Below are 17,071 nucleotides of genomic sequence, written 5' to 3'. Positions count from 1 at the left end.
CGCGTCGGGCGATGCCGTCGCGCCGCGCGCGACAGCCGCCTCGGCCGGGCGCAACGCGGCAGGCAACGCACCCGCCTTCGCATCACCATCACCCGAGGGAACCCGATGGCCATCGAACTGGACAAGGATGTCCGCGACCGCGCGATCGCATCGCTGCAACGCTATTTCACAGAAAACATGGACGAGCCGATCGGCAACATCCAGGCCGGCGCGCTGCTGCACTTCTTCGTCGAGGAAATCGCGCCGGCGATCTACAACGTCGCGATCGCCGATGCGCAGGCGCGCCTGCACGCGCGGGTGGCCGAACTCGACATCGAATGCCACGAGGAGCCGTTCGAGTATTGGAAGAAACAGCCGGGCCGCAAGCGCTGACGCGCGCCAGGCGCCCGCCGCCCGGCCACGCGTGGCCGGTCAGTCCTTCTTGCCGGCCTCGCGGTCGAGCTCGCGCAGCCATGCAAGCTTGTCGGCGATCTTCGATTCGAGCCCGCGCGGCACCGGCTTGTACCAGTGCGGCTCACGCATCCCTTCCGGCAGGTAGGTCTCGCCGGCGGCATAGGCATTCGGCTCGTCGTGCGCGTAGCGATACGCGTGACCGTAGCCGAGTTCCTTCATCAGCTTGGTCGGCGCATTGCGCAGATGCACGGGCACCTCGCGCGACTTGTCCTGCTTCACGAACGCCATCGCCTGGTTGAACGCGTTATAGCCCGCGTTGCTCTTCGCCGCGCACGCGAGATAGATCACCGCCTGCCCGAGCGCCAGCTCGCCTTCGGGCGAGCCGAGCCGCTCGTAGGTCTCGGCCGCGTCGTTCGCCATCTGCAGCGCGCGCGGGTCGGCCAGGCCGATGTCTTCCCACGCCATCCGCACGATCCGCCGCGCGAGATATTTCGGATCCGCGCCGCCGTCGATCATCCGGCAGAACCAGTACAGTGCGCCGTCCGGGCTCGAACCGCGCACCGACTTGTGCAGCGCCGAGATCTGGTCGTAGAAATTGTCGCCGCCCTTGTCGAAGCGCCGCGCGTTCAGCGTCATCGCACTGCTGACGAAATCGGCATCGATGGTCGTGACCCGGGCGGACGATGCGGCCGTCTGCGCCTGCTCGAGCAGGTTCAGGAAGCGCCGCGCGTCGCCGTCCGCGTAACCGATGAGCGTGTCGATCGCCTTGTCGTCGAACGCGAGGCCGTCGAGCGCGATTTCCTGCGCACGCTTGAGCAACTGACGCATCTCGTCGTCGTTCAGCGACTTCAGCACGTACACCTGCGCCCGCGACAGCAGTGCCGAGTTGACTTCGAAGCTCGGATTCTCGGTCGTCGCGCCGATGAAGGTCACGAGCCCCGACTCGACGAACGGCAGCAGCGCATCCTGCTGCCCCTTGTTGAAGCGGTGGATTTCATCGACGAACAGGATCGTGTGACGGCCGGTGCGATTCAGCGTGTCCTTCGCCTGCTCCATCGACTCGCGGATGTCCTTCACGCCGCCGAGCACCGCGGACAGCGCGATGAACTCGCAGTCGAACGCGAGCGCGGTGAGCCGCGCGAGCGTCGTCTTGCCGACGCCGGGCGGCCCCCAGAGGATCATCGAATGCGGCTTGCCGGATTCGAAGGCAAGCCGCAGCGGCTTGCCTTCGCCCAGCAGATGCGTCTGGCCGATCACCTCGGCGAGCGTCTTCGGCCGCAGCGCCTCGGCGAGCGGCCGGCGCGGCTCGACTTGAAACAGGTCGGACATGAACCCTCGCTCCACATCAAACGGTAGCGGCCGAACGCGGCCGCCGGACCCGACATTATGACAGCCCGCACGACTGCACCGCCGCGCGCGGTGCCCGCGCCCGTTGCCCGCGCGCCCAAAAACAACACGGGCCTGCCGTCGCCGGCAGGCCCGTGTCGGAAAAACGGTGCGGTGTCGGTCAGCCGGTGATCACGTCCGCGCCCTTCGGCACGACGAACTTGAACGTATCGCTCTTCAGCGGCGGGTTCGTCTGGATGTTCGTGAACGTGAGCAGCGTGACGTTGCCGAACACGTCGTGCAGCTCCATCGCGGCGAGCGTGCCGTTGCGGAAGCCGATGCCGATCCGCTGGAATTGCGTGTCCTGCGCCTTCGGCAGCATCTCGAGCCACTCGATGCCGCCCTTCTGGCCGGCATCGCGCAGCGTGTAGTTCTTGTCGAGATCGTTGCTGCCGAACAGGATCGCGGCCGGGCTCGCGCCCAACGCGCCGTTCAGCTTGCGCTCGGTGACCTGGTTCAGGTCGCGGTCGTACACGTAGAGCTTGTCGCCGTCGGCCTGCAGCACCTGCTGGTACGGCTTCTGGTACGTCCAGATGAACTTGCCCGGACGCGAGAACACGAATGTGCCGCTCGAATTGTCGTTCGGCTTCGGCGCGACCTGCACGGCGCTCGCCCCCTTGGTCGGCGCCTTGACGATCTGCTGCGTGAAATCACCCTTCGCCGAATGCACCTGCGATACGAAGGCCTTCAGTTGGTCGGTGCCGCCCGCGAACGCGTGTGTCGCCGCGAGCATCAGCGATGCGCCGGCGAACGCCGCGCCGAGCCAGCGGCGCGTCGAACGAAGGGAAGGGACGAACGAAAGTTGCTGCATGATGCGGTTTTCTCCTTGGGTGGCCGGCGCCGCGGACTCATTCCGCGTCGCGCGCCGGCACAAGAATTTCGCGGTTGCCGCTCGACGACATCGCCGACACGAGCCCCGACTGTTCCATCTGTTCGAGCAGCCGTGCCGCGCGGTTATAGCCGATCCGCAAATGGCGCTGCACGAGCGAGATTGACGCGCGGCGGTTCTTGATGACGATCTCGACCGCCTGGTCGTACAGCGGATCAGACTCGCCGCCGCCTTCACCGGTTCCCGCGCCCGCCGAACCCTCGTCGCCGTCGACGGTGCCGCCCTCGAGCAGCCCTTCGACGTAGTTGGGCTCGCCCTGCTCCTTGAGCTTCTCGACGACGCGATGCACTTCATCGTCGGCGACGAACGCGCCGTGCACGCGCACGGGCAGCCCGGTGCCCGGCGGCAGGTACAGCATGTCGCCCATCCCGAGCAGCGATTCGGCGCCCATCTGGTCGAGAATCGTGCGCGAGTCGATCTTCGACGACACCTGGAACGCGATCCGCGTCGGCACGTTCGCCTTGATCAGGCCGGTGATCACGTCGACGGACGGACGCTGCGTCGCGAGGATCAGGTGGATGCCGGCCGCACGCGCCTTCTGCGCGATCCGTGCGATCAGCTCCTCGACCTTCTTGCCGACGACCATCATCAGGTCGGCCAGCTCGTCGATCACGACGACGATGTTCGGCAGGCGGCCGAGCGGTTCGGGATCGTCCGGCGTCAGGCTGAACGGATTCGGAATCTTTTCCTCGCGCTTCGCCGCCTCGTCGATCTTGTTGTTGTAGCCGGCGAGGTTGCGCACGCCGAGCTTGCTCATCAGCTTGTAGCGGCGCTCCATCTCCGCGACCGTCCAGTTCAGCGCGTGGCCGGCCTGGCGCATGTCGGTGACGACCGGACACAGCAGGTGCGGAATGCCTTCGTAGACGCTCATTTCGAGCATCTTCGGATCAATCAGGATCAGGCGCACCTGCTCGGCGGTCGCCTTGTACAGCAGCGACAGGATCATCGCGTTGATCCCGACCGACTTGCCGGAACCGGTCGTGCCGGCGACCAGCAGGTGCGGCATCTTCGCGAGATCGGCGCACACCGGCTTGCCGCCGATGTCCTTGCCGAGGCTCAGCGTCAGCGCCGACGATGCGGCCGCATAGACTTCCGAGCCGATGATCTCGGACAGGTGCACCGTCTGGCGGCGCTGGTTCGGCAGTTCGAGCGCCATGTAGTTCTTGCCGGGAATCGTCTCGACCACCCGGATCGACACGAGCGACAGCGAACGCGCGAGATCCTTCGCGAGGTTGACGATCTGGCTGCCCTTCACGCCCGTGGCCGGCTCGATCTCGTAGCGCGTGACGACCGGGCCCGGATACGCGGCGACGACGCTCGCCTCGACGCCGAAGTCCTTCAGCTTCTTCTCGATCAGGCGCGACGTGAATTCAAGCGTATCGGCGGAAATTGCTTCCTGCGTCTTCGGCGCGGGGTCGAGCAGCGATACCGGCGGCAGCGTCGAATCGCCCGGCAGGTCGGTGAAGAGCGGCACCTGGCGCTCGCGCTCGACACGTTCGGACTTCGCCGGCGTGACGACCGGCGGCACGATCGTCACCGGCTCGTGATCCTCGATGCGCACGCGCTCTTCTTCGACCTTGCCTTCGCGGCGCACGGCCGCGGCTTCGCCGAGCTTGCGATCTCGCTCGGCCTCGCGGCGCAGCTTCGCGACGTTGACGGCGGACAGGATCGCGCCGCCGACGCGCTCGGAAACCGACAGCCAGGAGAAGCGGAAATACAGCGACAGGCCGATCGCGAGCGCGATCAGGAGCAGCAGCGTGCCGCCGGTGAAGCCGAACGCGTGCGACATCGCGCCTGCCACGGCCTCGCCGATCACGCCACCCGGCGCACGCGGCAACTGCACCTTCAGCGACCACATCCGCAGCGCCTCGATGCCGTCGCACGCGAGCACGACGAGCACGAACGCGAAGATCTCGGTGAGCCAGCCGATCGGCCGCTCGGGTTCGTCAACGACCGCCTCGTGACGCGTGATGCGCCGGTAGTTGACCGCGATGCGCCGCCCGAGCGGCACGATTAGCCAGTAGGCCGACAGGCCGAACAGCAGCAGGATGATGTCGGCCGTCCACGCACCGACGCGGCCGGCCCAGTTCGAGATGTGGTCCACCTGCGCGGCGTGCGTCCAGCTCGGATCGCGCCGGCTGTAGCTCAACAGGGCCATCACCAGAAAAGCGCAGAGCGCGACCTGGAGAATCCAGCGGATCTCCGTGAGGAGCTTCGACATCCGGTGCGGCAACGCCTGTGCCTGGGCGGAATAAGGAGCTTTTGCCATGAATCCGTATAAAGAGGACGGGCCGCGCGCCCGCCTGTCGTTCGATCCCGCTTATTGTAAACGCTGCACCGGGGCGCCAAGTGTAAATGACGGTTACATAACAGGGCCGGGGCGCATGAAGCGCACACCCACACACGAGCCGTACCGTCGGCCCCCGGCCCGTGACACCCGCCTGCGGCAATGCGCCGCCACCGGCAACGACGGCCGTGTCGTGTCCGCCCTTGCCCGCCCCGCCGCCGCGAGCCGGCTGCCGGGGAACGCTATCGCCACGATTGAAACTCTCGTTCGGCAGCGCAGCAACGGGGCCTTTATAATGCGCGTCTGATACCCATCTATGACGGCATCCCGGTCAACCCAGACCGTCCGGCGAGCCTTACCCCGCCCGCCGCGGCCGCCTTTTACGGATTCGCACATGTCCACGCCCAAACACGCCAAAGTCCTGATTCTCGGTTCCGGCCCCGCCGGCTACACGGCTGCCGTCTATGCCGCACGCGCCAACCTGTCCCCGGTGCTGATCACCGGCATCGCGCAGGGCGGCCAGCTGATGACGACCACCGATGTCGAAAACTGGCCGGCGGACGCGAAGGGCGTGCAAGGCCCGGAACTGATGACGCGCTTCCAGGAGCACGCCGAGCGCTTCAACACCGAAATCGTATTCGACCACATCCACACCGCGAAACTGCACGAACAGCCGATCCGGCTGATCGGCGATTCGGGCGAATACACGTGCGACTCGCTGATCATCGCGACCGGCGCATCCGCGCAGTATCTCGGCCTGCCGTCCGAGGAAGCGTTCATGGGCAAGGGCGTGTCGGCCTGCGCGACCTGCGACGGGTTCTTCTATCGCAACCAGGAAGTCGCGGTGATCGGCGGCGGCAACACGGCCGTCGAGGAAGCGCTCTACCTGACGGGTATCGCGAAGAAGGTCACGGTGATCCACCGCCGCGACAAGTTCCGCGCCGAGCCGATCCTGATCGACCGCCTGCTGGAAAAGGAAAAGGAAGGCGTCGTCGACATCAAGTGGGATCACGTGCTCGACGAAGTGACGGGCGAGGAATCGGGCGTCACGGGCCTGCGCATCAAGAACGTGAAGACCGGCGAGAAGCAGGACCTCACCGTGCAGGGCGTATTCGTCGCGATCGGCCACAAGCCGAACACCGACCTGTTCCAGGGCCAGCTCGAGATGAAGGACGGCTACATCCTGACGAAGAGTGGCCTGCAGGGCAACGCGACGTCGACCAGCATGCCGGGCGTGTTCGCTGCAGGCGACGTGCAGGACAACGTGTACCGCCAGGCGATCACGAGCGCCGGCACGGGCTGCATGGCCGCGCTCGACGCGCAGCGCTACCTCGAAAGCCTGCACGACAAGAAGTAAGCGTCAGGCCTTCGCGCGCCGGGCGCTACAATGGCGTCCGCTGCCGCGAAGCGGGCTTGGCCGGAAAGCCGCTGCCGCCGCGCAGCGGCTTTTTTTGTGCCCGCGCGCCCGAACGCGCCTGCCCGGTTACCGAATCATGGCGAAGAACCAGCCCCATCCGAGCGATCCCGCGAAGCGGCAGATCGCCGCCCGTCCCGCGAACCCGGCGCCCGCCGCGCCACCGCCCGCACCCGACGCCGCCGCACTGCGCGGCCAGGGCCTTGCCGGCCTCGGCGCGCTGCGCAAGTCGCTGCAAGGCGAAGCCGACCGCCGCGAGCGCACCCGCGTCGAAACCGTGAAGGCCGCCCGCCAGGCGGAGGCCGACGCGAATCTGTTCCGCAACGAAATCGGCGCGATCCAGCCGCTGAACGCGCCGCCGCGCGCGAAGTCGGGCCGCATGCCGCCCGACCCGGTGCCGAAGCAGACGCAGCGCGACGAGGAAGACGTGCTGAATGCGACGCTGTCGGACGAATTCGATCCCGAGACGCTGCTCGACAGCGACGAATCGCTGTACTACCACCGCCCCGGCATCAGCCGCGACGTCGTGCGCAAGCTGCGCAGCGGCGCGTGGATCGTGCAGGCGCAGCTCGACCTGCACGGGATGCGGCGCGACGAGGCGCGCGACGCGCTCGCGGAGTTCATCCGCGAGGCCGGCAAGAAGGGGCTGCGCTGCCTGCGCGTGATCCACGGCAAGGGGCTCGGCTCGATCGGCAAGGAGCCCGTGCTGAAAGGCAAGGTGCGCGCGTGGCTCGTGCAGAAGGAAGAAGTGATCGCATTCTGCGAGGCGCGCAGCCACGACGGCGGCGCGGGCGCGGTGCTCGTGCTGCTGCAGCCGCTGGCCGCGCCCGCCGATCGGGGGCCGCGTGCCGCATCCTAGGCTGACGCTCGCGATCTCGATACTGGAGGCGATCGCGACGCTGGCCTTCGCGATCTCGGGTTTCATCGAGGCACGCAAGAATCGTCTCGACTCGGTCGGCACGTTCGTCGTCGCGCTCGCCACCGCGTTCGGCGGCGGCACGCTGCGCGACATCCTGCTCGAACGCCGGCCGTTCTACTGGGTCGTCCACGACGACTACGTGATCGCGATCTTCGTGCTCGCGCTGTTCGCGCCGTTCGTGCTGCGGATGCTGTCGCGACTGTCGGCCGAGCGGCTCCTGCTGGTGGCCGACGCAATCGGGCTCGGGATCTTCAGCATCTCGGGCACCGCGATCGCGCTCGATGCCGAGATGCCACGCTTCATCGCGGTGATGATGGGCGTGATCACCGGCGTGGTCGGTGGCATCGTGCGCGACGTGCTGTGCAACGACATTCCGCTGATCCTGCGCGATTCGCGACCGTACGCGACCTGCGCGTTCGCCGGCTGCTGGTTCTACCTGCTGCTCGCGTGGCTGCAGTTCGACTCGGTGTACAGCGTGCTGTTCGCGACCGGCTTCATCCTCGTCGCGCGGCTCGCGACGTTCAAGTTCGACGTGCGGCTGCCGCACTGACGCCCCCGCGCCGCGCATCGCCGGCACGCAAAAATCAAAGGGGCCGTTCGAGACGGCCCCTTCTCTTTCATTCAGCGCACGCGCCGCCTCACGCGATCCGCTCTTCCGACGCCGGATCGAACAGCACCGCCTTCGACACGTCGAACAGCAGCGACAACGTCTGGTCGGGCTGCGGGTTCGCGGCCGGATGCACGCGGCTCACGATCCGCTTGCCGTTGACCTGCGCGAACACGTGCGTATCGGGCCCGGTCGGCTCGGTCACGTCGACGCGCACGTCGAACGGCTGCAGGTGCGACGCGTCGCCGTTGTGCGCATGGCGCACGTCGGTGATGCGCTCCGGACGCAGGCCGAGGATCACCTCGCGGCCGACGTGCGACTTCAGCTTGCCCGCATCGAACGGCAGGTTCAGCGCGCCGCGCTTGACGCCCGTGTCGACTTCGAGCGCGATCCCGCCGCTCTGCTCGACCAGCTTGCCGTTGATGAAGTTCATCGGCGGCGCGCCGATGAAGCCCGCGACGAACAGGTTCGACGGCGAATCGTAGATCTCCTGCGGCGCGCCGAACTGCTGAACCACGCCGTCCTTCATCACCGCGATCCGGTCGCCAAGCGTCATCGCCTCGATCTGGTCGTGCGTCACGTAGACGATCGTCGTGCCGAGGCGCTGGTGCAGCAGCTTGATTTCCGCGCGCATCTCGATGCGCAGCTTCGCGTCCAGGTTCGACAACGGCTCGTCGAACAGAAACAGCGACGGATCGCGCGCCAGTGCGCGGCCCATCGCGACGCGCTGGCGCTGGCCGCCCGACAGCTGGCCCGGCTTGCGGTCGAGCAGGTGCTGGATCTGCAGCATCGCCGATACGCGCTCGACGATCTGCTGCTGCTCGCTCTTCGGCACCTTGCGGATGTTCAGGCCGAACGAGATGTTCTCGCGCACCGTCATCGACGGATACAGCGCGTACGACTGGAACACCATCGCGATGTCGCGATCCTTCGGCGACAGGTCGTTGACGACCTTGCCGTCGATGCAGATCTCGCCGCTCGTCACGGTCTCGAGGCCGGCGATCATGTTGAGCAGCGTCGACTTCCCGCAGCCCGACCCGCCGACCAGGATCAGGAACTGTCCGTCCTCGATCTCGATGTCGACACCCTTCAGGACCGGCACCCCGTTCGGGTAGGTCTTGTACACGTCACGGATGGAAAGGCTTGCCATGCTGTGAATCCTCTGTCTCGTCTCGCGCGGCGCTAGGGCGCCGCGTCGGGTTCGTTTCGATGCGCCGCGCGCGATGCGCGGCCGGTTCGTCGTATCGGATGAAGCCGCGCTTACCCCTTCACCGCGCCCGCCGTCAGCCCGCGCACGAAGTAGCGGCCGGCGACCACGTAGACGAGCAGCGTCGGCAGCGCGGCGATGATCGCGCCGGCCATGTCGACGTTGTATTCCTTCACGCCCGTCGACGTGTTGACGAGGTTGTTCAGCGCGACCGTGATCGGCATCGAGTCGACGCCGGAGAACACGATCCCGAACAGGAAGTCGTTCCAGATCTGCGTGAATTGCCAGATCAGGCACACCATGAAGATCGGCAGCGACACCGGCAGCAGGATCTTCGTGAAGATCGTGAAGAAACCGGCACCGTCGATGCGCGCGGCCTTCACGAGCTCGGCCGGCACGCTCACGTAGAAGTTGCGGAAGAACATCGTCGTGAACGCGATCCCGTACACGACGTGCACGAACACCAGGCCCGGAATCGTATTCGCGAGGCCGAGCATCCCCTGCAGGCGCGCCATCGGCAGCAGGATCACCTGGAACGGGATGAAGCAGCCGACCAGCATCATCGTGAACAGCGCATCCGCGCCGCGAAAGCGCCAGTGCGTGAGCACGTAGCCGTTGAACGCGCCGATCAGCGACGAGATCAGCACGGCCGGAATCACCATCTGCAGCGAGTTCAGGAAGAACGGCTTCATCCCGTCGCAGCGCACGCCGGTACATGCACCGCTCCATGCCTTCACCCACGGATCGAGGGTCCAGTGCGTCGGCGGCGTCAGCAGGTTGCCGGTGCGCAGTTGGTCGAGGTCCTTGAACGACGTCGACAGCATCACGTAGATCGGGAACAGGAAGTACAGCGCGAACAGGATCAACGCCGCATAGATCACTGCCCGGCTGATCGTCATCTTAGGCTGCATTGCGGGTGCTCCTCGATTCCATATACATCAGCGGCACCAGCACTGCGACCACGGTCACGAGCATCATCACCGACGACGCCGCGCCGAGCCCGAGCTGGCCGCGGTTGAACGAAAACGTGTACATGAACATGGCCGGCAGCGACGACGACGTGCCGGGGCCGCCCGCCGTCAGCGCGACCACCAGGTCGAAGGTCTTGATCGTGATGTGGCAGAGGATCAGCAGCACCGAGAAGAACACCGGGCGCATGCTCGGGATCACGATCTTGCGGTAGATGGTCGGCAGCGTCGCGCCGTCGACCTGCGCAGCCTTGAAGATCTCGCCGTCGACACCGCGCAGCCCCGCGAGGAACAGCGCCATCACGAAGCCGGTCGACTGCCACACGGCGGCGATCACGATACAGAAGATCGCCTTGTCCGGATCGTCGAGCCAGCCGAACGAGAAACTCGTCCAGCCCCAGTCGTGCATCACCTTCTCCAGGCCGAGGCCCGGGTTCAGGATCCACTGCCACGCGGTGCCCGTGACGATGAACGACAGCGCCATCGGGTACAGGAAGATCGCGCGCAGCGCGCCTTCGTTGCGGATCCGCTGGTCGAGCAGGATCGCAAGGAACAGCCCGAGCGCGACGCAGATCACGATGAACGGAATCCCGAACCAGCCGAGGTTAGCGGCGGAGGTCCACCACACGTCGTTCTGGAACAGGTCCGAGTAGCGGCCGAAGCCGTCGAATTCGTAGTTCGGCAACAGCCGCGAATTGGTGAGCGACAGATAGCCGGTAATCAGGATGAAGCCGTAGATGAATACCACGGCGATCGCAAGGCTCGGCGCGAGCACGAGCTTCGGAATCCAGCGATCGGCGAAGGCCGACATCGGCGACGTGCGCCGTGCGACGGCAGCGCCGGATCCGTTTCCGCTAAGAGGGGCAGCCACTTGATTCGACTCCTGGAACGAGGGCGGCGCAGGCCGGGCCGGCGCCGGGTACGGCACGGGCCCGCGGGGCGAGCCCGTTTGCTGCACATGCAAAAACGCCCGGCCGACGATGCGTTTCCAGCCGGGCGCCCGTCGCGCTTTACTTCACCTTCGCGGCTTTCGCGAGCGCGGCGACCGCGCTCTTCGAATCCTGCTGCGAGTTCATGAACTTCGTCACGACGTCGGTGATCGCGCCGGCCGTTGCATCGCTCTGCGCCATCCCGTGCGCGAGCGACGGCACGTAGCCGCCCGACTTGATCGCGGTCTGCTCGTCGGCGTACGACTTCTTCGCGCAGTCGTCGAACTTGTCCATCTTCACGCCGAGGCGCACCGGAATCGAACCCTTCAGCAGGCTGAACTGCTCCTGGAAATCCGGCGTCATGATCGTCTTCGCAAGGGCGAGCTGGCCCGGCGTCGCGGCCTTCTGGCCCTTCTGCTGGAAGAACACGAACGAGTCGACGTTGAACGTGTACGCGTTCGCGGTGCCCGGCACCGGCGCGCAGATGTAGTCCTTGCCCGACTTCTTGCCGGCACTCTCGAACTCGCCCTTCGCCCAGTCGCCCATGAACTGCATGCCGGCCTTGCCGTTGATCACCATCGCGGTCGCGAGGTTCCAGTCGCGGCCGTTGCGGCCGGTGTCGAAGTAACCCTGGATCTTGCGCACCGTGTCGAACACGGACAGCATCTGCGGCGACGTCAGCGTGGCCTGGTCGAGATCGACGAGCGCCTTCTTGTAGAAGGCCGGGCCCTGCGACAGCACCACGTCTTCCCACAGCGTCAGGTCCTGCCACGGCTGGCCACCCATCGCGACCGGCTGGATGCCGGCGGCCTTCAGCTTGTCGGCCACCGCGAAGAATTCGGGCCAGGTGGTCGGCACCTTCGCGCCGACCTTGTCGAGCGCGGCCTTGTTGATGTACAGCCAGTTCACGCGATGCACCGAGAACGGTGCAGCGACGGTGTGGCCCTTGTACTTGATGATCTTGTCGATTTCCGGCGGCAGGTTCTGCTTCCAGTCGCCGGCGACGGAATCGATGTTGACGAGTACGCCCTGATCAGCCCAGTCCTGGATCAGCGGACCCTTGATCTGCGCGGCCGACGGTGCGTCGCCGCTGATCACCTTGGTCTTCAGCGCGGTCATGGCCGCCGCGCCCGCGCCGCCCGCGACCGCGAAGTCCTTCCACACGTAGCCCTGCTTCTGCACGTCGTCCTTCAGCACGCCGACGGCCTTCGACTCGCCGCCCGAGGTCCACCAGTGCAGCACCGTTACGTTCTCGGCCGCCTGCGCCGCCACGGCGCCAGCCATCAGACCCGCGGCGCAGAGCGCGCCCATGATCGAGCGAACTTTCATTACTTATCTCCTCCAGACTGAATCAACTCGTGAGGTTCCCGGACGGGGAACCGGCTTCTTGATAAACGACGGGGAAATCGAGCCGCGGGACGCGTGCAGCGTACGGGGCCGATGACCGGCCGGGCTCTTATAGAAAGCGTGAATCGAGATTCAACGGCGTGTCTCCTCTTTGTGTTTCTGGCCCGCCGCGATGCCGCGGCGCGAGCCCGGGGCGACGGCGCGCGGACGATGCGCACCGTCAATGTCCGATAACATTCGGCACAAGGCGTTCCCGAAGGCGAAGCTCGTGCAGTTCATCGACCGCACTTCTTTTTTTCTTCACCCAGGTGCTACCCTTTGCGGCGGATTGTAGTTAAACTACAATTCAGTGTCAAAAATATTTTTATCACACTACGGATCGCTTCCCAGCCCCCAACCGGCGGAGACACATGCATACCGATTCCAGCTTTACCTTCGTACTTTTCGGCGGCACCGGCGACCTGTCGATGCGCAAGATCCTGCCCGCGCTGTTCGAAGCGCACCGCGGCAACATGCTTGCGGAAAGCGGCCGGATCGTTGCCGTCGCGCGGCACGAATCGGATCGGGCCGGCTATCTCGAATGGGTCGACACGCACGTGAAGCCGCATGCGGCGAAGGCGGCCGGCAAGGCATTCGACGACGGCGCGTGGCAATCCTTCCTCGAGCGCATCGAATACGTGAAGCTCGACCTCGGCCGTGCGGAGGACTACGTCGTGCTGCGCGACGCGGTCGCGCAACTGCCCGGCATCCGCGTGTTCTATCTCGCGACGGGCCCGTCGCTGTTCGTGCCGATCTGCAAGGCGCTCGCGTCGGTCGGCCTGAACGAAGGCGCACGCATCGTGCTCGAGAAGCCGCTCGGCTACGACCTGCGCTCGTCGAACGCGATCAACGACGCGGTTGGCGAGATCTTCGCGGAAGACCAGATCTACCGGATCGACCACTACCTCGGGAAAGAGCCGGTGCAGAACCTGCTCGCGCTGCGCTTCGGCAATGCGCTGTTCGAGCCGCTGTGGCGCCGCGAATGGGTCGAGAGCATCCAGATCACGATCGCCGAGGAGCTCGGTGTCGAGGCGCGCGGCGATTTCTACGACAATACGGGCGCGCTGCGCGACATGGTGCAGAACCACCTGCTGCAGCTGCTGTCGATCGTCGCGATGGAGCCGCCGCACTCGATGGATTCCGACTCGGTGCGCGACGAAAAGCTGCGCGTGCTGCGTGCGCTGAAGCCGGTCGATCCGCGTGACATCGGCAAGGTCGCGGTGCGCGGCCAGTATCATGCGGGCGTGATCAAGGGGGCGCAGGTGCCGGCCTACGCGACCGAGCCGGGCGTGAAGTCCGACAGCCAGACCGAAACCTTCGTCGCGCTGAAGGTCGAGATCGAGAACTGGCGCTGGGCCGGCGTGCCGTTCTTCCTGCGCACCGGCAAGCGTCTCGCCGATCGCGTCGCGGAGATCGTCGTCAACTTCCGGCCGGTGCCGCACTCGGCACTCGGGCCGACCGCGCTGCGCGCCGGCTCGAACCGCCTCGTGATCCGGCTGCAGCCGAACGAGACGATTCGCCTGTACTGCCTCGCGAAGCAGCCCGGCGAAGGGATGAACCTCGCGAGCGTGCACCTCGACCTCGCGTTCGACCAGTTCTTCAAGGAAGGGCAGATGGAGGCGTACCAGCGCCTGCTGCTCGACGTGATCAACGGCCGTCTTGCATTGTTCGTGCGCCGCGACGAACAGGAAGCAGCATGGCGCTGGGTCGAGCCGATCCTCAATGAATGGGCACGCACGCTGAAGCCGCCGAAGCCGTACGCGGCGGGCACATGGGGGCCGGCCGCGGCGAGCGCGATGCTCGCGCAGCACGGCACCTGCTGGCTCGAAGAAGAAAACTGATGCAAACCGTTGCCGTGCGCACTCGCGCGCGGCAACGTGCTCCACGATACGCACGAATTGAACAGACAAAGCAGTCCGGAGGAGATGTGATCGAGATCCACGCTTTCGACACCCAGGAAGCGCAAAGCGAAGCGCTCGCGCGCGCCGTCGGCGATGCGCTGCGCGCCGCGCTCGCCGGCCCCGCGCGCCCCACGCTCGCGGTGTCCGGCGGCACGAGCCCGCGCCCGTTCCTGCAAACGCTATCGCACACGGCGCTCGACTGGGCCGGCGTCGACGTCACGCTGGTCGACGACCGCTGGGTGCCGGAGGACGACGCAGCCAGCAACGCGCACCTCGTGCGCGACACGCTGCTGCAGCACGCGGCGGCCCCTGCCCGCTTCCTGCCGCTCGTCGACACGCGCGCGACGCTCGATGCGCACGTCGCCGCGCTCAACGCGAACGCCGACTACCGCGTGCCGAACGTCGCCGTGCTCGGCATGGGCGAGGACGGCCACACCGCGTCGATCTTCGCGGACGCGCCCGAATGGGACCACGCGATCACGACGCCCGAGCGCTTCGTCGCCGTGCATCCCGGCGCGGCACCGCATGCGCGCGTGAGCTTTTCGCTCGATGCGCTAAAGCGCGTCGACCGGCTCTTCCTGTTGATCGCGGGTGCCGCCAAGCGCGACGTGCTCGACGCCGCGGCCGCCACGCTGCAGAAGAACGCGATTTCCCAACTGGCCAACGACAAGGGGACCAAGCTCGATGTCTACTGGTGCGCAAAGTAAGGCTGTCGTCACGGGCCAGCATGCCGACGGCCCGCGCCTGCTCGCGGACGTCGGCGGCACCAACGCGCGTTTCGCGCTGGAAACCGGCCCGGGCGAGATCACGCAGATCCGCGTCTATCCCGGCGCCGACTATCCGACGCTCACCGACGCGATCCGCAAGTACCTGAAGGACGTGAAGATCAGCCGCGTGAACCACGCGGCGATCGCGATCGCGAACCCGGTCGACGGCGACCAGGTCACGATGACCAATCACGACTGGAGCTTCTCGATCGAGGCGACGCGCCGCGCGCTCGGCTTCGACACGCTGCTCGTCGTCAACGACTTCACCGCGCTCGCGATGGCGCTGCCCGGCCTCACCGATGCACAGCGCGTGCAGATCGGCGGCGGCGCGCGCCGCCAGAACAGCGTGATCGGGCTGCTCGGGCCCGGCACCGGGCTCGGCGTATCCGGCCTGATTCCGGCAGACGACCGCTGGATCGCGCTCGGCAGCGAAGGCGGTCACGCGTCGTTCGCGCCGCAGGACGAGCGCGAGGATCTCGTGCTGCAGTACGCGCGCAAGAAGTTTCCGCACGTGTCGTTCGAGCGTGTGTGCGCCGGCCCCGGCATCGAGATCATCTATCGTGCGCTGGCCGCGCGCGACAAGAAGCGCGTCGCCGCGAGCGTCGACACGGCCGAGATCGTCGAGCGCGCGCATGCGGGCGACGCGCTCGCGCTCGAGACGGTCGAATGCTTCTGCGGGATTCTCGGCGCGTTCGCCGGCAGCGTCGCGCTGACGCTCGGCGCGCTCGGCGGCGTCTACATCGGCGGCGGCGTCGCGCTGAAGCTCGGCGAACTGTTCACGCGCTCGTCGTTCCGCGCACGCTTCGAGGCGAAGGGCCGTTTCACGCAGTATCTCCAGAACATCCCGACCTACCTGATCACCGCCGAATATCCGGCATTTCTCGGCGTGTCGGCGATCCTCGCGGAACAGCTGTCGAACCGGTCGGGCGGCGCGTCGTCGGCCGTGTTCGAGCGGATCCGCCAGATGCGCGACGCGCTCACGCCGGCCGAGCGCCGCGTCGCCGATCTCGCGCTGAACCATCCGCGCTCGATCATCAACGACCCGATCGTCGACATCGCGCGCAAGGCGGACGTGAGCCAGCCGACGGTGATCCGCTTCTGCCGCTCGCTCGGCTGCCAGGGCTTGTCGGACTTCAAGCTGAAGCTCGCGACCGGCCTCACCGGCACGATTCCGATGAGCCACAGCCAGGTGCATCTCGGCGACACCGCCACCGACTTCGGCGCGAAGGTGCTCGACAACACGGTGTCCGCGATCCTGCAATTGCGCGAACACCTGAACTTCGAGCACGTCGAGAACGCGATCGAGATCCTGAACGGCGCGCGCCGCATCGAGTTCTACGGGCTCGGCAACTCGAACATCGTCGCGCAGGACGCGCACTACAAGTTCTTCCGCTTCGGGATCCCGACGATCGCGTACGGCGACCTGTACATGCAGGCCGCGTCGGCCGCGCTGCTCGGCAAGGGCGACGTGATCGTCGCGGTGTCGAAGTCGGGGCGCGCGCCCGAACTGCTGCGCGTGCTCGAAGTCGCGATGCAGGCCGGCGCGAAGGTGATCGCGATCACGTCGAGCAACACGCCGCTCGCCAAGCGCGCGACCGTCGCGCTCGAAACCGACCACATCGAGATGCGCGAATCGCAGCTGTCGATGATCTCGCGGATCCTGCATCTGCTGATGATCGACATCCTCGCGGTCGGCGTCGCGATCCGCCGCGCGTCGACCAACGGCGAATTGCCGGAAGCCGTCGCGCAGGCGCGCGCACGGGCGAGCGACGACGAAACGGCTGACGTGCTCGACTGGCTGAGCCACGGCGCGTCGCCGGCGGCGAAGGACGTCGCGCGGGACTGACGCTTCGGTGGAACGCCGTCGCTACACGACACCCCGAACGCCGGATTCAGGCCTGGCGTTCGGGGTGTTTCGCATGAGCGGCACTGCCCCGGGCCACAGCGGCTCGGCAATCATCGACGAGCGTTCCGCCGATGGTTGCGCGTGACGTCATACGTTCGCACACGCTCTCATT

14 protein-coding genes are annotated in these 17,071 nt (G+C 66.6%); 7 read left to right on the top strand and 7 right to left on the bottom strand.

The window, feature by feature from the left end; genetic code table 11:
* The first annotated feature begins 105 nt into the window (after positions 1-105).
* Positions 106-372, top strand: a complete 267-nt coding sequence (locus tag AC1Z3W_RS23120) for a DUF2164 domain-containing protein (protein ID WP_483508519.1) — start codon at positions 106-108, stop codon at positions 370-372.
* A 39-nt stretch (positions 373-411) separates the two neighbouring features.
* Here the strand turns inward: AC1Z3W_RS23120 and AC1Z3W_RS23115 are convergent, their stop codons facing one another.
* The 3 genes from AC1Z3W_RS23115 to AC1Z3W_RS23105 all read right to left on the bottom strand — a co-directional run bounded on the left by AC1Z3W_RS23115 (position 412) and on the right by AC1Z3W_RS23105 (position 4,937).
* Positions 412-1,722 carry a replication-associated recombination protein A gene (locus AC1Z3W_RS23115; RefSeq protein WP_057928506.1) on the bottom strand — a complete coding sequence of 437 codons (1,311 nt, stop codon included), beginning with the start codon at positions 1,720-1,722 and terminating at the stop codon, positions 412-414.
* Positions 1,723-1,900: 178 nt separating this feature from the next.
* Positions 1,901-2,590, bottom strand: coding sequence for an outer membrane lipoprotein chaperone LolA (gene lolA, locus AC1Z3W_RS23110; RefSeq protein ID WP_483508518.1), 690 nt, complete (start codon positions 2,588-2,590; stop codon positions 1,901-1,903).
* A 37-nt stretch (positions 2,591-2,627) separates the two neighbouring features.
* Positions 2,628-4,937, bottom strand: a complete 2,310-nt coding sequence (locus tag AC1Z3W_RS23105; protein ID WP_057928505.1) for a DNA translocase FtsK — start codon at positions 4,935-4,937, stop codon at positions 2,628-2,630.
* Positions 4,938-5,349: 412 nt separating this feature from the next.
* On the opposite strand from AC1Z3W_RS23105, the gene trxB reads away from it, so the two are divergent.
* The 3 genes from trxB (at position 5,350) to AC1Z3W_RS23090 (ending at position 7,838) form a co-directional block, all read left to right on the top strand.
* Positions 5,350-6,312 carry a thioredoxin-disulfide reductase gene (gene trxB / locus AC1Z3W_RS23100; RefSeq protein ID WP_057928504.1) on the top strand — a complete coding sequence of 321 codons (963 nt, stop codon included), beginning with the start codon at positions 5,350-5,352 and terminating at the stop codon, positions 6,310-6,312.
* Between the two features lie 136 nt (positions 6,313-6,448).
* On the top strand, positions 6,449-7,228 hold the full coding sequence (locus AC1Z3W_RS23095; protein WP_057928503.1) for a Smr/MutS family protein: 780 nt from the start codon (positions 6,449-6,451) through the stop codon (positions 7,226-7,228).
* Positions 7,215-7,838: a trimeric intracellular cation channel family protein gene (locus AC1Z3W_RS23090; protein ID WP_057928502.1), complete on the top strand. Its 624-nt coding sequence runs from the start codon at positions 7,215-7,217 to the stop codon at positions 7,836-7,838. The genes AC1Z3W_RS23095 and AC1Z3W_RS23090 overlap by 14 nt, the downstream gene beginning before the upstream one ends.
* 88 nt (positions 7,839-7,926) lie before the next feature.
* On the opposite strand, the gene AC1Z3W_RS23085 is transcribed toward AC1Z3W_RS23090, so the two are convergent.
* The 4 genes from AC1Z3W_RS23085 to AC1Z3W_RS23070 all read right to left on the bottom strand — a co-directional run bounded on the left by AC1Z3W_RS23085 (position 7,927) and on the right by AC1Z3W_RS23070 (position 12,328).
* Positions 7,927-9,045, bottom strand: coding sequence for an ABC transporter ATP-binding protein (locus AC1Z3W_RS23085; protein ID WP_483508516.1), 1,119 nt, complete (start codon positions 9,043-9,045; stop codon positions 7,927-7,929).
* Positions 9,046-9,155: 110 nt separating this feature from the next.
* Positions 9,156-10,013, bottom strand: a complete 858-nt coding sequence (locus AC1Z3W_RS23080; RefSeq protein ID WP_057928500.1) for a carbohydrate ABC transporter permease — start codon at positions 10,011-10,013, stop codon at positions 9,156-9,158.
* Positions 10,003-10,941 (bottom strand): carbohydrate ABC transporter permease, encoded by a 939-nt coding sequence (locus AC1Z3W_RS23075; RefSeq protein WP_057928499.1) that lies wholly within the window; start codon positions 10,939-10,941, stop codon positions 10,003-10,005. Before AC1Z3W_RS23075 ends, AC1Z3W_RS23080 begins: the two co-directional genes overlap by 11 nt.
* Before the next feature lie 139 nt (positions 10,942-11,080).
* Positions 11,081-12,328: an ABC transporter substrate-binding protein gene (locus tag AC1Z3W_RS23070; protein WP_124834130.1), complete on the bottom strand. Its 1,248-nt coding sequence runs from the start codon at positions 12,326-12,328 to the stop codon at positions 11,081-11,083.
* 428 nt (positions 12,329-12,756) lie between these two features.
* Here AC1Z3W_RS23070 and zwf point away from each other — a divergent pair, with 428 nt between their 5' ends.
* The 3 genes from zwf (at position 12,757) to AC1Z3W_RS23055 (ending at position 16,899) form a co-directional block, all read left to right on the top strand.
* Positions 12,757-14,226: a glucose-6-phosphate dehydrogenase gene (gene zwf, locus AC1Z3W_RS23065; protein WP_057928497.1), complete on the top strand. Its 1,470-nt coding sequence runs from the start codon at positions 12,757-12,759 to the stop codon at positions 14,224-14,226.
* Positions 14,227-14,312: 86 nt separating this feature from the next.
* Positions 14,313-14,993, top strand: a complete 681-nt coding sequence (gene pgl / locus AC1Z3W_RS23060) for a 6-phosphogluconolactonase (protein ID WP_483508514.1) — start codon at positions 14,313-14,315, stop codon at positions 14,991-14,993.
* On the top strand, positions 14,971-16,899 hold the full coding sequence (locus tag AC1Z3W_RS23055) for a bifunctional transcriptional regulator/glucokinase (protein ID WP_483508513.1): 1,929 nt from the start codon (positions 14,971-14,973) through the stop codon (positions 16,897-16,899). Before pgl ends, AC1Z3W_RS23055 begins: the two co-directional genes overlap by 23 nt.
* Positions 16,900-17,071 lie beyond the last annotated feature (172 nt).

The organism is Burkholderia sp. 10_S31 (genome assembly GCF_056930375.1).
Note: the sequence above shows the minus strand (reverse complement) of the source record. Positions and strands in the feature narration are given on the sequence as shown.